This window comes from Paraburkholderia sp. MM5477-R1, assembly GCF_050436385.1.
Lineage (GTDB): Bacteria > Pseudomonadota > Gammaproteobacteria > Burkholderiales > Burkholderiaceae > Paraburkholderia > Paraburkholderia tuberum.
On the sequence record NZ_JBNDMC010000006.1, the window covers coordinates 1,100,808 to 1,115,092 of the forward strand.

Annotated in this window: 12 protein-coding genes and 1 pseudogene; 10 read left to right on the top strand and 3 right to left on the bottom strand. The window is 64.2% G+C overall.

The window, feature by feature from the left end; genetic code table 11:
* Position 1: 1 nt before the first annotated feature.
* From OKW35_RS23430 to OKW35_RS23440, 3 genes are all read left to right on the top strand, one after another.
* Positions 2–1,423 (top strand): efflux transporter outer membrane subunit, encoded by a 1,422-nt coding sequence (locus OKW35_RS23430; protein ID WP_429553253.1) that lies wholly within the window; start codon positions 2–4, stop codon positions 1,421–1,423.
* A 300-nt stretch (positions 1,424–1,723) separates the two neighbouring features.
* The gene (gene panE / locus OKW35_RS23435) at positions 1,724–2,659 is read left to right on the top strand and encodes a 2-dehydropantoate 2-reductase (RefSeq protein WP_184063518.1); all 936 of its coding nucleotides are present in this window, start codon (positions 1,724–1,726) and stop codon (positions 2,657–2,659) included.
* A gap of 88 nt (positions 2,660–2,747) precedes the next feature.
* The gene (locus OKW35_RS23440) at positions 2,748–3,047 is read left to right on the top strand and encodes a hypothetical protein (RefSeq protein ID WP_184046613.1); all 300 of its coding nucleotides are present in this window, start codon (positions 2,748–2,750) and stop codon (positions 3,045–3,047) included.
* Positions 3,048–3,071: 24 nt separating this feature from the next.
* Here the strand turns inward: OKW35_RS23440 and OKW35_RS23445 are convergent.
* Positions 3,072–3,260 (bottom strand): annotated as a pseudogene (locus OKW35_RS23445) (carboxymuconolactone decarboxylase family protein); the annotation flags it as partial.
* 85 nt (positions 3,261–3,345) lie between these two features.
* On the opposite strand from OKW35_RS23445, the gene OKW35_RS23450 reads away from it, so the two are divergent.
* The 6 genes from OKW35_RS23450 to OKW35_RS23475 all read left to right on the top strand — a co-directional run bounded on the left by OKW35_RS23450 (position 3,346) and on the right by OKW35_RS23475 (position 10,452).
* Positions 3,346–4,833 carry a PLP-dependent aminotransferase family protein gene (locus OKW35_RS23450; protein ID WP_429553254.1) on the top strand — a complete coding sequence of 496 codons (1,488 nt, stop codon included), beginning with the start codon at positions 3,346–3,348 and terminating at the stop codon, positions 4,831–4,833.
* 376 nt (positions 4,834–5,209) lie between these two features.
* A complete protein-coding gene (locus tag OKW35_RS23455) occupies positions 5,210–5,662 on the top strand; it encodes an HU family DNA-binding protein (protein WP_090807144.1) in 453 nt (150 codons plus the stop codon).
* Positions 5,663–6,075: 413 nt separating this feature from the next.
* Complete coding sequence (locus OKW35_RS23460) at positions 6,076–7,485, top strand: circularly permuted type 2 ATP-grasp protein (protein ID WP_429553255.1); 1,410 nt, start codon at positions 6,076–6,078, stop codon at positions 7,483–7,485.
* 170 nt (positions 7,486–7,655) lie between these two features.
* Entirely contained in the window at positions 7,656–8,606 is a 951-nt protein-coding gene (locus tag OKW35_RS23465; RefSeq protein ID WP_187619543.1) for an alpha-E domain-containing protein, read from the top strand.
* Positions 8,607–8,618: 12 nt separating this feature from the next.
* On the top strand, positions 8,619–9,419 hold the full coding sequence (locus tag OKW35_RS23470; RefSeq protein ID WP_090807138.1) for a transglutaminase family protein: 801 nt from the start codon (positions 8,619–8,621) through the stop codon (positions 9,417–9,419).
* 160 nt (positions 9,420–9,579) lie between these two features.
* Positions 9,580–10,452 (top strand): peptidase, encoded by an 873-nt coding sequence (locus tag OKW35_RS23475; protein WP_429333518.1) that lies wholly within the window; start codon positions 9,580–9,582, stop codon positions 10,450–10,452.
* 154 nt (positions 10,453–10,606) lie between these two features.
* On the opposite strand, the gene OKW35_RS23480 is transcribed toward OKW35_RS23475, so the two are convergent.
* Both OKW35_RS23480 and OKW35_RS23485 read right to left on the bottom strand, forming a co-directional pair.
* Positions 10,607–11,791 carry a porin gene (locus OKW35_RS23480; protein ID WP_429553256.1) on the bottom strand — a complete coding sequence of 395 codons (1,185 nt, stop codon included), beginning with the start codon at positions 11,789–11,791 and terminating at the stop codon, positions 10,607–10,609.
* A gap of 432 nt (positions 11,792–12,223) precedes the next feature.
* A complete protein-coding gene (locus OKW35_RS23485) occupies positions 12,224–13,492 on the bottom strand; it encodes a YhjD/YihY/BrkB family envelope integrity protein (RefSeq protein ID WP_429553257.1) in 1,269 nt (422 codons plus the stop codon).
* Between the two features lie 192 nt (positions 13,493–13,684).
* Between OKW35_RS23485 and OKW35_RS23490 the strand changes: the two genes are divergently transcribed.
* Complete coding sequence (locus OKW35_RS23490; protein WP_167368715.1) at positions 13,685–14,239, top strand: YbaK/EbsC family protein; 555 nt, start codon at positions 13,685–13,687, stop codon at positions 14,237–14,239.
* The last annotated feature ends 46 nt before the right edge of the window (positions 14,240–14,285 follow it).

Sequence of the window (14,285 nt, forward strand, 5' to 3'; positions counted from 1 at the left end):
CATGAAACGAATCGTGATGAAGTTACTGGCGAGCGCGGCGTTCCTGACGCTAGCGGCCTGCGCGGTGCAACCCGCGACGCACGCGGATTTGCCGCATACGGTGCAGACGCTCGCGCCGGCCGCGTGGAGCGTCGACGCGCCGCAAGACAGCGTGAGCACCGATGCCTGGTGGGCGCAATTCGGCGACCCGGTGATGCATCAGCTGATCGAATCGGTGTTGACCGGCAACCTCGACGTGCAGGCCGCGGCCGAACGCGTGAAGCAGTCGCAGGACCTGGTGACGCAGAATCGCGCGGCGCTGCTGCCGGAGCTGAATGCGAACGCGGGCGCATCGACCGAGCGGCAGAACACGCCGCCGCCGCTCGGCTATGTGCGCCAGGCCGGCTTCGGCCTCGCCGCGAGCTGGACGCCGGACGTGTTCGGCGGCGAACGTCTCGCGGTGCTCGCCTCGCAGGCGCAGGTGTCGGGTAGCGTTGCGGCGCTGAACCAGTTGCGGCTCGCGCTCGCCGCGAACACGGCGGCTGCGTATATCGATCTACGCTGGGCGCAGGCGCAATTGCAGATCCTCGACGACAACGAGCAGATTCGCAGCCGCGCGCTGAAGCTCACGCAGGAGCGTCTGCATTACGGCCTGTCGACGCAGCTCGACGTCGCCCGCGCGCAGAATCAGTTGCAGGACTTGCAGGCGCAGATTCCGCGTATGCAATCGGCAGTGCAGCATCAACTGAGTCTGATCGCCGTGTATTCGGGGCGTACGCCGGAAAGCCTCGATACGCTGCTGCTTTCCAACGCGCGCGAGATTCCGGTGCCTGCGCAAAGCGCGCCGCAGGTGTTGCCGTCCGACGCGTTGCTGCATCGACCTGACGTGCGCACCGCCTATGCGCTCGTCGAACAGCGTGCGGCGGAAGTGGGGGTATCGAAGGCGCAGCGCTATCCGCAGTTCAAGATCAACCTGACGAATGGGCTGCTCGCATCGTCGTACCTTGGCTTGCCGACGCTGACCGACAATCTGTTCAGCGCTGCGTTGAATGCGACGAGCCCGATCTTCAACGCCGGGCGCATCACCGCGAACATCGACGCGAGCGAGAGCCGCATGCGCGAATCGCAGCTCGGCTTGCAACAGACGATGTTGCAGGCGCTGAAGGAAGTCGAGGACAATCGCAGCGATCTCGTCAGCGGCGCGGTGCAGGTGCAGCGCCTGGCCGGTGCGCTCGATGCGTCGAATCACGCGCTGCGTTTGTCGACCGAGCTGTATAAGGGCGGTGCGTCGAGCTTCCTCGATGTGCTCGACGCGCAGGAAGCGTATCTGCGCGACTCGGAGTCGCTCAACCAGGCCCGTCGCGAGCACGCGCTTTCGGCGATCGCGCTGTACCGGTCGCTGGGGGGCGGGTGGGAGCAGGGGGAAACGGTGGCGGCGCAGTGAAGGCAGCGACATGAAAGCGTATGGGAGGGTTGAAGTCCGATCAAGCGTTTCGCAATCGTCACGAGTTGGTGCGCCCTTTCCGCATTGAGTCTTCCGGAATTCGCGCGGCGGCTCGGCTGGGTCGGGTTGCCTCGCACGCACCATCTGGCCGACACCACCCGCCTGCCGGCAACGCTCCCCTGAACCGATCCTCCAATCTTTGCTACATTCCTGCACAAGCACCGAATACGCGGCACCATGAAGATGCGTCCGCCAGCGACGCGCATGATCGGCAAATCGAAATCTTTCAAGAGGCTCAAGATGCGAATTCTGGTAGTAGGAGCGGGCGCGGTAGGCGGTTATTTCGGCGGACGTCTGGCCGCGGCCGGGCAGGACGTGACCTTCCTCGTACGCGCCGGTCGCGCGGAAAAGCTACGGAGCGACGGCCTCGTCATCAACAGCCCGCGCGGCAATCTCCAGTTGCCCGACGTGAAGACGATACTGGCCGGTGTCGCCGCCGAGCCGTTCGACCTCGTGTTGCTGAGCTGCAAGGCCTACAGTCTCGACGACGCGATCGATTCGTTCACGCCGTTCGTCGGCGAAGACACGCTGATCCTACCGATGCTCAACGGCATGCGCCATATCGACGTGCTGACCGCGAGCTTCGGCAAGGAGCGAGTGCTCGGCGGTCAGTGCGTGATCGCCGCGACGCTCGATGCCGAGCAGCACATCGTGCATCTGAACGACATGCACGCGATCACGTTCGGCGAACTCGTGGGCGGCACCTCGGAGCGCACCGAGGCGCTTGCCGATGCAATGTCCGGCGCGAACTTCGACGTCGCAATCAGCGACAACATCCTGCTGCGCATGTGGGAAAAATGGGTGTTCCTCGCCACATTGGCCGCGAGTACGTGCTTGATGCGCGGTTCGGTCGGCGATATCCTGGCTGCGCCGGACGGCAAGCGCGTGATTGAGAATCTGCTCGGCGAATGCCGCGCGGCGGCCGAGCACAACGGCTTCACGATGGCCGCGGACTTCGAGGTACGCGCCACCCAGGTGCTGCTGACGCCGTCGCCGCTGACCGCGTCGATGCTGCGCGACGTCGAAAACCGCTCGCACACCGAGGCGGATCATATCCTCGGCGACCTGATCTCGCGCGGCGGCGACGCGCAAAAGGGCGAACACGGCGTGTCGCTGCTGCGCATCGCCTATAGTCATCTGAAGACGTACGAAGCTCGCCAGACCCGCACTTCCTGACGGCTCGCCGCGGCCGACGCGAACGCGGATCGGGCGGATGGCGCGACGCACGCGAGCGCCGCCGCAACCTGACGATCGGAGGTCAAGCATGCCGGCTCCAACTGGATCGGTGCCCGCGCTCAGCGCCGCTTCCGCGACCGTGTTCTCGATCGGCATCGTGTTTCTCGGCTACTGGGGTATGTATGAGCCGACTGCCTGGCACAAGGCCGACGTCGTGGTCTTTGTGCTCGCGCTGACCGGCTTCGCGTGCCTGGGCCTCGTGCCATGGATGGCGACGAGTCCCGTCGAGCCGGAGAACAGCGACTCACGCGTGCGTATCGCGCGGCATCTGTTTCTCGCGGGCGTGACCGCGATCTGGCTCGCGGTGGCGGTCTCCGTGATCTTCTGAAGCTCCGCGAAGACGCGCCGCTGCTTACTCCGGCATCTTCCTGAACGGGACCGCAATGCGGTTGCAGCCGTTGATCGCAACGATCAGCGGCGTCAGGTCGCTGATTTCCTGCTCGCTGAAATGCGGCTTCACCGCGTCCCATACCGTATCCGGCACGCGCGTTTGCGCGACCAGCGTCAGCGCCTCCGTCGATTCGAGTGCCGCGCGTTCGCGCGTCGGGCGTCCGTGGCGGTAAGCTTGCATTCGCCACTGGTCGGTCGAAATAACCATTTCGCCGTTATTTGAGGTAACCACCCGAATGGACATTCACATCGCGGTCGAAGGCCATCACGATCTGTCCGGACAGATTTATCGGCAGTTGCGCGCGGGCATTCTCGAAGGGCGCCTTGCCGGCGGCACGCGTCTGCCGTCCACGCGCGATCTCGCGACGCAGCTCGGTGTGTCGCGCAAGACCACGCTCGACGTATTCGAGCGGCTGCTGTCAGAAGGTTATCTGAGCGCCCGCGCCGGTTCGGGCACCTTCGTCGCCGACGGACTCGAACGGTTGCCGGCCGAGCGTTCCGCCCACGCGCGCGCGGCGGCTCGTTCGCGCGAGCGGGCCGCCGCGCAAGCGAAGGCCGCCGCGCGCGCGCAGCCGCTGTGGGAGCAGATGCCCGACAGTCTGCCGTTGCCGCGGCCGTCGGTGCCGTCGCCGCTCGACTTCATCGGCGGCGCGACCGACAAGACGCTGTTTCCCTTCGACGTCTGGCGCCGCTGCGTGAATCATGCGCTACGCGGCCAGGCGCGCAGCCCCGGCACCTATCGCGACGCCGCGGGGGAGCAGCAGCTGCGGCTAGCGATCTCGCGCTACCTCGCTTTCAACCGTGCGGTGTCGAGCAACTGGGAAGACGTGATCGTCACGCAGGGCGCGCAGCACGCGCTCGATCTGATGGCGCGCATCACGCTGCGGCCCGGTGAAATCGCGGCCATCGAAGACCCCGGCTACCCGCCCGCTCATGCATGCTTCAAGGTGACCGGCGCGCGCGTGGTGCCGGTACCGGTCGATCGCGAAGGCCTGATCGTCGGCAAACTGCCGGACAAGGCACGGCTCGTCTACGTGACGCCTTCGCATCAGTTTCCGCTTGGTATGCCGATGAGCCTCGAGCGTCGCGTCGAACTGCTCGAATGGGCGCAAAAGCGCGGCGCGGTCATCATCGAGGACGACTACGACTGCGAGTACCGTTTCGAAGGCCGGCCGATGGAGCCGCTGAAGAGCCTCGATCGCGCCGGCCTCGTCGCCTACGTCGGCACGTTTTCGAAGACGATCTTCCCCGAGCTGCGGATCGGCTACCTGGTGCCGCCCGCGTCGTTGCACGGCCCGCTGCTGAAGGCGCGGCAGATCGCCGATTGTCACGGCTGCACGCTGACGCAAACGGCGCTCGCGTCGTTCATGCTCAATGGCGACTTCGCGCGCCATCTGCGGCGCATGCACAAGGCTTACGCGGCCCGCCGCGCGATGCTGCTCGAGCATCTGCAAGGCGCTCTCGCGCGCTGGTTCGAGCCGATCGTGCCGACCGCCGGCATCCATCTGGCGGCGCGGCTCAAGGGGCCGTTGGCGTCGCTCGGCGAAGAGGTGCTCGTTGCCGCCGCGCGTGAAGCGTCGATCGGCCTCTATGGACTCGCGCCATTTCACCATCGCGTGACACCGCAGCCTGGGTTGATCTTCGGCTATGGCAGCATCGCGGCCGAACATATCGACACGGCGCTGACGACGCTCGCCGATATCCTGCAGCGCATCGCACGCTGAAACGGAGCTCGCCGCAAGCGAGGCGCAGGCATCGTCGAAACGTTGGGGGGTGCGTTGCTTGACGCGTCAAACGAAGAAAATGCCCTGTTTCAAGGGGCGAAAACACCGGCTCGCCCCGACGCAACCACCTCGAATCCACGGCCGAAACGAACTGTAACGAGCGTTACTCCTGCATGTCAAAGAGCTCGCCACGCACGTTTTAGGCGCTAAAACAGGGACTAAAACGTGTTGCACCGTCGGCGCCGCGCAAAAAACTTCATCGCAATACATAAAAGAGTCGCGCAAATCGCTTTAGCGCTTGTAGAATCCGGCGTTGAAGCGTGCACATACGGTGTGCGCTTCGAGCAATTCACTGACCACAACAGGTAGGAGAAACATGCCGACTTCCGCAAAAAAGGTGGCCAAGAAGGCTGCTGCCCCGGTACCGACCAAGAAGGTTGCTGCAAAGAAAGTTCCTGCGAAGAAAGCCGTCGCAGCCAAGAAGGTCGCCGTGAAGGCGTCTGGCGCACCGTCGCCGATCAAGGACACCTTCACGAAGGCCTCGTTGGCAGCTCACATCGCTGAACGCGCTGCAGTGGAACCGAAGACCGCCAAGGCCGTGTTGGCCGCGCTCGAAGACACGATCCTCGGCACGGTGCACAAGAAGGGCGCTGGCGAATTCACGCTGTCGGGTCTGCTGAAGATCGTCGTGCAGGCTGTGCCGGCGAAGAAGAAGCGCTTCGGCAAGGACCCGTTCACGGGTGAAGAGCGCTGGTTCCCGGCCAAGCCGGCCAGCGTGCGCATCAAGACACGCGCGCTGAAGAAGCTGAAGGACGCAGCGGCAGCCTGAACGCGTTGCTCGCACGACTCAGGCGTCGGCATGGCGCTGTTGTGTTTAACCATGCCTGACGTTTGAGTGCGTGAAAAAGCGCCTGCATGCAGGTGATCGAAGTCCCCGTGGATGAAGATTCACGGGGACTTTTTTTATGCGCTCGCTTCGTAGTGCGCGTCGAGTCCATTGGCGAAACGGCAAGCGCGCCTCTCATAGTGTGCTCCCTGATGGCGCACACGCACCTGACTGGCGCATCATGAGCCACGACAGTACGATCAAGGCAATCCGACGCCCTGCGGATGCGCCATTAGCGGGCACGTCAACGCGCTTTATCCCGACACATTCAATGGCATAACGCTTGCTTGATCGAAGGTCGAATACCGAATGCGCAGCGCATTCGCCTTCTATTTGACAACAAGACTGGGGCTGACATGCGATGCTTTGACGAGATGCGCCATCACGCCGATGGCGTACGGCCGCATTACGCGCGCTTTGAGCGATGGTTGGACAGTCAGGGCGATGAAGCGATCGCACGCAAGCGCGCGGAAGCGGACCTGCTGTTCCGGCGCGTCGGCATCACGTTCGCAGTAAACGGCGACCTGTCGGGCACCGAGCGGCTGATTCCCTTCGATCTGATTCCGCGCATCATCCCGCGCGGCGAATGGCAGACGCTCGAAGCGGGTTTGCGACAGCGCGTGCAGGCTCTCAATCTGTTTATCCACGACGTCTATCACGATCGCAACATCGTGCACGCGGGCATCGTGCCGGCCGACCAGGTCTATACCAACGCGCAGTATCGTCCCGAGATGCAGGGCGTCGACGTGCCGCTCGGTGTTTACGCGCATATCGCGGGCGTCGACGTGGTGCGCGCCGGCGATGAAGGCGAATTCTACGTACTCGAAGACAATCTGCGTGTGCCGTCGGGCGTGTCGTACATGCTCGAAAACCGCAAGATGATGATGCGGCTCTTCCCCGAGCTGTTCGTGCAGAACCGCATCGCGCCGGTCGCGCATTATCCCGACCTGCTGCTCGATACGCTGCGCTCGGTCGCGCCCGCGGGCGTCGACGATCCGGTCGTCGTCGTGCTGACGCCGGGCATGTACAACTCCGCGTATTTCGAGCATACGTTCCTCGCGCAGCAGATGGGCGTCGAGCTCGTCGAAGGCAAGGATCTGTTCGTCGACGACAACTACGTGTTCATGCGCACCACGCAAGGACCGAAGCGCGTCGACGTGATCTACCGGCGCGTCGACGACGATTTTCTCGATCCGCTCGCGTTTCGCCCCGACTCCGCGCTCGGCGTACCGGGTCTGCTCACCGCCTATCGCGCCGGCCGCGTCGCGCTCGCGAACGCGATGGGCACCGGCATCGCCGACGACAAATCGATCTACCCGTACGTGCCCGACATGATCGCGTTTTATCTTGGCGAAAAGCCGATTCTGAACAACGTACCGACCTATCAGTGCCGTAAGCCCGAGGATCTCGCCTATACGCTCGCGCATCTGCCGGAGCTGGTGGTCAAGGAAGTGCACGGCGCGGGCGGCTACGGGATGCTGGTCGGCCCCGCCTCGACGAAGGCCGAAATCGAGGCCTTCCGCGAGCGGCTGATCGCGCGTCCGGCCGGTTATATCGCACAGCCCACGCTGGCGCTGTCCGCGTGTCCGACTTTCGTCGAATCGGGCATCGCGCCGCGCCATATCGACCTGCGGCCGTTCGTGCTGTCGGGCAAGACCACCACGATGGTGGCGGGCGGCCTCACGCGGGTCGCGTTGCAGGAGGGCTCGCTCGTCGTCAATTCATCGCAGGGAGGCGGGACCAAGGACACCTGGATGGTCGACTGACGCGGTTGCCGCCGCGCTTTTCGCCTCGCTTCTCGCCTCGCTCGCAACAGAGCAGAGCAGGGCGTGACACTCGCAACCTGATGCGCGCTGGCGCTCAACGGATAACCAGCGCGGACCTTCGTCGCTGACGAAGGCCTCGCGCGTTCAGATCACAGACATGGAACGTCGTCATGCTTAGCCGAACCGCCGATCACCTCTTCTGGATGGCCCGCTATATGGAGCGTGCGGAGAACACCGCCCGCATGCTCGACATCAACCTGAAGGCGCAACTGCTGCCGCAGACGGCCGAACAGGAGGCTCGCGCGCAGCGCTCGGTGCTGCGCATCTCCGAGCTCGAAAGCGCCTTCGCGCAGCGCTACGACGAACCGACGCGCGAGCACATGCTCGACTTCATGATCGCCGACGCAAGTAATCCGTCGAGCATTCATTCGTGCCTGCAGGCCGCGCGTGAAAACGCCCGCGCGGTGCGCGGCACGCTGACGACCGAGTGGTGGGAAACCATCAACGACACGTGGCTCGAATTCAACGAGCGGCTCGCGAGCGGGCAGGCCGCGAGCAATCCGGGCTCGTTGTTCGAGTGGGTCAAGTTCCGCTCGCATCTGTCGCGCGGCGTGACGATCGGCACCGCGCTGCAGGACGACGCGTTCTTCTTCACGCAGCTAGGCACGTATCTGGAGCGCGCCGACAACACCGCGCGGATTCTCGATGTGCGTTTCGCGAACGTCGAGCCGAATTCGCGCGACGCGGCGCGCCAGCTCGAGGACTTCTATTACTGGACCTCGATCCTGAGTTCGGTGTCGGCGCTCGAGATCTACCGCAGGGTATATCGCGACGTCGTGACGCCCGCGCGCGTCGTCGAGCTGATGATCCTCAATCAGCAGATGCCGCGCTCGCTGCTCGCCTCGCTCGACGGCGTGTGCAGCAATCTCGCGATGCTGCGCACATCGGGCTCGAACCAGTGCGAGCGCTTCGCCGGCAAGCTGCGCGCCGAGCTGTTGTATGCCGACATCCGGCAGATTTTCGAAAGCGGTCTGCACGCCTATCTGACGCAGTTCCTCGCTCGCGTGTTCGATCTGGGCAATCTGGTCGCGCGTACTTATCTGATGCTGCCAGTGGCCTGACGGAGTTTTCTCATGTACCTGACGATCCGCCACGACACCTCTTACCGCTACGAAGCGACGGTTCACTATTCGATCCAGCAGTTGCGCCTGACGCCCGCGAGCGGCGCCGGACAGACCGTGCGGCGCTGGAACATCGACGCGCCGGGCAAGCTCGACGCGACGCTCGACGCCTACGGCAACGTGCTGCACACGCTCGTCATGAACAAGCCGCACGACGAGATTCATCTGCGCGTGTCGGGCGAGGTGGACACGATGCCGCTCGTCGACGGCGTGCTGGGTGATCCGCCCGGCCCGATTCCGCTCGAGCATTTCACCTGCGCGACGCGTCTGACCGAAGCCGACGGCGCGATCCGCGAACTGGCGGAGTCGGTGGCGAATCTGGCGAGCCCGGCAAGCCTGCTCACGCTGTCCGAGCAGATCGTGCAGCGCGTGCAGTACCGGCCCGGCGTGACCGAGGTCACGAGCACGGCCGCCGAGGCGCTCGCGCTCGGCAACGGCGTGTGCCAGGACCATGCGCATCTGATGCTCGCGTGCTGCCGCGCGCGCGGCGTGCCGGCGCGCTACGTAAGCGGATATATCGAACCCGGCGACGTGCCGCATGGCGCGAGTCACGCGTGGGTCGACGTTTGGCTCGAAGGCAAAGGGTGGATTTCGATCGACGTCACGCATGCCGGGTTTGCCAGCGAGATCTACTGCCGGCTCGCGGTCGCCCGTGACTATGAGGCCGCGGCACCGGTGCGCGGCCGACGCATCGGCGGACTCGAAGAGGAGCTTCACGTGGCGGTGGCGGTCAGCGCGCAGATGTCGCAGTAGCCGCGTTGCAACGCCAACGCGCGCGACCGCATTTAACATTCCTGCCACGTGTTCGGAATCAGCTGCCAAAAAGCTGCAAAAAAGGGCCGTAAACACGGATAAAAGGCGCCTGTGCGCCGCATTACAATAGCCCCGTTCCTTTGCCTTCCGCGGATTCCTTATGACTTACTGCGTAGCGATGGCCGTCAACGACGGCCTCGTATTTTTGTCCGACACGCGTACCAATGCGGGCGTCGATCACATCAGTACCGCGCGCAAGATGTCGGTGTTCGAGCAACCCGGCGAACGCATGCTGGTGCTGCTCGGCGCCGGCAATCTGTCGATCACGCAAGCGGTGCTGCACGAGCTGTCCGAGCCCGCCGATGCCAGCGAGCCCACGCTGTGGAGCGTGCCGACCATGGCGGACGCCGCGCGCGTGGTCGGCAGCGCGGTGCGTCGCGTGCATGAGCGCGAGGCCGAGGCGATGCAGAAGTTCGGTGTCGACTTCAATTGCAGCTTCATTCTCGGCGGCCAGATCGCGGGCAACCGGATGCGCCTTTTCATGATCTACGCGGCGGGCAATTTCATCGAGGCGTCGGCCGTGAATCCGTATTTCCAGATCGGCGAGGCGAAGTATGGCAAGCCGATCATCGACCGGGTGCTGACGCCGTCCACACCGCTCGACGAGGCCGCGAAGTCCGCGCTGATCTCGATGGACTCGACGCTGCGCTCGAACCTGTCAGTGGGCTTGCCGCTCGATCTGCTCGTGTACGAGAAGGATGCGCTGCGGGTCACGCGGTTCGTGTCGATCGATCGCGACAACGCGTACTTCGACATGCTTCACCGCACGTGGGGCGAGCGTCTGCGCCAGGTGTTCGCCGAGATTCCCGATCCGGACTGGCAGCGGTCGCTGGATGCGCCGTCGCCGCAGTCGGAGCGGGCGCTGGTGCTATATCGCGCGCCGGTCGGCGCCGATGGCGTCGAGCATGAGCACGATGTGTCGCCCGCGCAGATTCTCGCGCAGGCCGACAAGGGCAAGGCGCAGCGGCGCTAGCTGCGTTGGGTTCGGAGCGCGGGTCAGGCTCGCTCGGGCCCGCACCACAACCTCAGGACGAAAAAAAACCAGCCATCGGCATCGCCTCTGGCTGGTTTCTGGTCTCTGGCTACGCAGCCCGTCAGCTGCGTAGCAGGTCCGATTCGAAGTCCGATTAGAACTTGTGACGGATACCGAGGCTGACCATGACCTGGTTGCTGGTGCTCGACTGGTTGCCATACGAACCGATCGAAGCCGTGGACGAAACGAGTGCGCCCGTAGCCGGATCACGCTGGTCGCCGCTTGCATGCTGCCATGCGGCGACCGTGTACACGTCGGTGCGCTTCGACAGCGAGTAGTCGCCGCCCAGCGAAACCTGATTGTACGTTGCCTTCGCGTCGCCCGTACCGCGGGTGTACGCGTAGCCGATACCCAGCAGGGCTGCCGGCGTGATCTGGTAGCCGACGTACACGCGGCCGACGTTGAAGATCTGCGTCGACGTGAACGCCGATTGTGCGTCCGGCTTGTAGCGCGCGTTGCTGTACGACAGGTTAGCCGTCAACGGGCCCGTCACGTACTGAGCAGCTGCCGAAGCGATACTGATCGACTTCGCCGTGGTGTAAGCCTGGTTGATGCCTGCGTTGTTCGGGGAGAGCGTGTCGAACGTAGCGCCGGGGACCGTCGTGCTGTTCCAGCCCGTGCGGACAGGAAGGTTGGTGCTTGCGTTGTCAGTCCTCAGGTAGCCACCCGCGACGCTGAACGGACCCGTTGCGTACGTTGCTGCGCCGGCCCACGTTTGACCCGAACCCGTCGCGCCTGCGACGCCGCCCAGAGCGTACATGCCTTCGACCTGGAAGCCCGACCACACCGGCGACACATATTTCAGCGAGTTGTTCACGCGGAAGCTGTTGTCGTTGTTGTCGACGTCACCCGGCGTAGCGAACGTGCTGCCGAAGTAGTTGTCGCCCGTCAGCGGCTGGATCATGTCGACCAGCGGGTCGTATTGACGACCAGCTGTGAAGGTGCCCCAAGAGTCGCCCGTCAGACCGACGTAAGCCTGACGACCGAACATCAGGCCGCCTTGACCGAGCTTGCCGGAGTTGATGTCAAAGCCGTTTTCCAACTGGAAAATTGCCTTCAGGCCGCCGCCGAGGTCTTCCGTGCCCTTCAGGCCGAAACGGTTACCTTGCAGGTTGCCGCCAAACATTTGTACGAGGCTACCGCCGTTGGGCGTAGCGTTGTTCACGTACTGGACCGATTCATCCAGCACGCCATACAGGGTCACGCTGCTTTGCGCGTGAGCGATACCGGCGACGCCGAGGAGCGCCAGTGAGAGGGTAGACAGTGCGATTCGTTTCATCCATTTCTCCACGCAGATGATTGTTCGTTGTTGCGGAAAGCAGAATAGCTCAGCGGCTCGGCGGGGTAGAAACGGAAAAAAAAGAGTGTCGCCAAAAACTGACAATCGATGCAAACCCTTGTATTTAAAGCTCTCAGCGATTGTTTCCATTTGCGCAACATTTATTGGTCTGATGTGCATTATTGTTGATTTGTTGATAGTGACTGGGTGAACGAACACACTATCAGCATCGATTTGCATGCTAAATGTAATCTAGTCGTCTACACGTCCACTCGCCTTTGTAGTGAAATCATAAAAGAGACGGCTGACGAGAGGACTAGACAGGCTGGACAGAAGGGGCGCGTTGTGTGTCCAGGCGCAATCGACTGGATTGACGGCGCAACACGTGCATCTATAAGGGTATGGACGGTAGCGTGGTGTGAAGCGCCCGCTTCAGCGCCGGTCGGCGCCACGGCGCGCCATGGCCGCGGCCGTGAGCCCCGCGGCGGCCGCGAGCAGCACGGAGGTCCACGGGTTGCGTCGCACGTAGCGGTCGGCGGCCGTCGCCTGGCGACGCGCTTCGACGAGGGCGGACGCCGCGAAACGGGTGGCTTGCGCTTCGGCGTCGAGCACCTTGCGCGTAACGTCCACCGCGGTCTCATGCGCGGAGCGCCTTTGCGCCGCCGCGTTGATTCCCGCGGGCAGCGGCGTAGCCGTTTGGCTGGCAACACCCACAGCAGCGGGAGCAGACGGCGCGGCATTTGCCGCGACGGTCGATGCCGCCAGTACCGACGCGAGCTTCGCGCGGCTGCCCGGCGGCGACTCGCCCTGCATGCCCCAGCCACCACGCGGATCGTGCAGCCGGCCGCGCGCCGCCGAGAACTCCGCGCCGAGCAGCAGCACCAACGCCGAGAAGTACAGCCACATCAGCAGCACCGCGAGCGAGCCGGCCGCGCCGAACGCGCTGGCCATTCCCGCATGCGCGAGATACAGCGCGAACAGCTTCTTGCCAGCCGTGAACAACACGGCCGCGACGATGCCGCCCACCACCGCATCGCGCCACAGCACCCGAGCGTCGGGCAGAAACTTGAGCAGTCCGGCGAACGCGAAGATCAGCACGAACAGCCCGACGCCGAGCTGCAGCAGATTGCCGATCACGACATACGGCGAGTCGCCCCACAGCCAGTTGCCGATAAAGACGATCACCGTATCGAGCACCAGCGACACGATCAGCAGGAACGCGACGCCGAGCACGAGCCCGAACGAAATCAGTCGCACCCGCACCAGCGCGATCCAGCTGGAAGTGCGCGGCCCGCTGTACGGCCACACTATATTGAGCGCGCTGTTCAGCGACGAGAACGTCGCCGACGCGCCGATCGCCAGCAGCGAGAACGAGATGATCGTCGCGATGCCGCCTTTGGCGCCCGCGTGATGCGCGTTCTCGACGATCGTCTGCACGCCGGCCGCGGCCTGGTCGCCGATCAGGCCGTTGATGTGGCCGAACAGCTCGCCGCGCGCGGCCGCCGGGCCGAAGAACCAGCCGGCCACCGCGAGCACCATCACGAGCGTCGGCGCGAGCGAAAACGCCGCATAGAACGCGATGCTCGCCGCCAACGCAGGACAGCGGTTCTCCGCGAACTGCCGCAGTGCACCCATCGCCCAATTGGCCTGATGACGCGCGGCCTGCTGGAGGTTCTCGCGAGAGAGCGTGTCGATGTCCATGATCGTGTCTGAATCGTGAGGGCGCCTTCAGGGTGTTTGCTTCATTGCCTTTCGCAAACCTCGTGCCCGTCACTATACAAGTTAAGCGGCGCGCTGCATGGCCTGCGTTCATGGCCTGTTTTGCGGCCCGTTTCGCGGCCGCCCGCGCGTACCGCTAGAATGCAGCGGGTTAATGTCACCTTTCCGCTCATCATGCATTCGCACGAACTCGTACAGCAACTGGACGTCATCGAGCGCGACCAGTGGAGCGCGCATCTGCCCGCGCACGTCATCGAACAATTGCCGGCGCGCGGGATCACGGTGTTCGCCGTCACCGACGACGCCTCCGACACCGCCGCATTCAGCGCTCGCTACGGCTTCGGTCTCGAAGACTGCGCGAACACGATCGTGATCCGCTACAGGAAAGAGGGTGGCGAGCACTATGCGGCGCTCGTGTCGCTCGGCTCGCGGCGGCTCGACATCAACGGCGCGGTGAAGGCCGCGCTCGGCGCACAGCGGCTGTCATTCGCGAAGCGCGAGGCGGCGGTCGAGCATAGCCAGATGGAGTTCGGCGCAATTACCGCGTTCGGTCTGCCGGCCGACTGGCGCATCCTCGTCGACGCCGCCGTGATGGAGCGTGCGCAGATCGTGATGGGCGCCGGCGTGCGCGCGGCCAAGCTGCTGATGTCGCCCGACGTGCTGCGGCAATGGCCGCGCTGCGAGGTGGCGGCGCTGACCCTGCCTGCGGACGGAAACCCGCAACCTTGAAGCCGCACTGAAGTTTTCTTCCGTCGCGCCGTTAATCCCGACAACG

What these genes read in the sequence shown, in the direction of transcription:
- OKW35_RS23490 (WP_167368715.1), top strand. Translation starts at nt 13,685, where the DNA reads ATGCATTCGCACGAACTCGTACAGCAACTGGACGTCATCGAGCGCGAC.
- OKW35_RS23480 (WP_429553256.1), bottom strand. Translation starts at nt 11,791, where the DNA reads ATGAAACGAATCGCACTGTCTACCCTCTCACTGGCGCTCCTCGGCGTC.
- OKW35_RS23440 (WP_184046613.1), top strand. Translation starts at nt 2,748, where the DNA reads ATGCCGGCTCCAACTGGATCGGTGCCCGCGCTCAGCGCCGCTTCCGCG.
- OKW35_RS23460 (WP_429553255.1), top strand. Translation starts at nt 6,076, where the DNA reads ATGCGATGCTTTGACGAGATGCGCCATCACGCCGATGGCGTACGGCCG.
- OKW35_RS23430 (WP_429553253.1), top strand. Translation starts at nt 2, where the DNA reads ATGAAACGAATCGTGATGAAGTTACTGGCGAGCGCGGCGTTCCTGACG.
- OKW35_RS23475 (WP_429333518.1), top strand. Translation starts at nt 9,580, where the DNA reads ATGACTTACTGCGTAGCGATGGCCGTCAACGACGGCCTCGTATTTTTG.
- OKW35_RS23450 (WP_429553254.1), top strand. Translation starts at nt 3,346, where the DNA reads ATGGACATTCACATCGCGGTCGAAGGCCATCACGATCTGTCCGGACAG.
- OKW35_RS23485 (WP_429553257.1), bottom strand. Translation starts at nt 13,492, where the DNA reads ATGGACATCGACACGCTCTCTCGCGAGAACCTCCAGCAGGCCGCGCGT.
- panE (WP_184063518.1), top strand. Translation starts at nt 1,724, where the DNA reads ATGCGAATTCTGGTAGTAGGAGCGGGCGCGGTAGGCGGTTATTTCGGC.
- OKW35_RS23470 (WP_090807138.1), top strand. Translation starts at nt 8,619, where the DNA reads ATGTACCTGACGATCCGCCACGACACCTCTTACCGCTACGAAGCGACG.
- OKW35_RS23465 (WP_187619543.1), top strand. Translation starts at nt 7,656, where the DNA reads ATGCTTAGCCGAACCGCCGATCACCTCTTCTGGATGGCCCGCTATATG.
- OKW35_RS23455 (WP_090807144.1), top strand. Translation starts at nt 5,210, where the DNA reads ATGCCGACTTCCGCAAAAAAGGTGGCCAAGAAGGCTGCTGCCCCGGTA.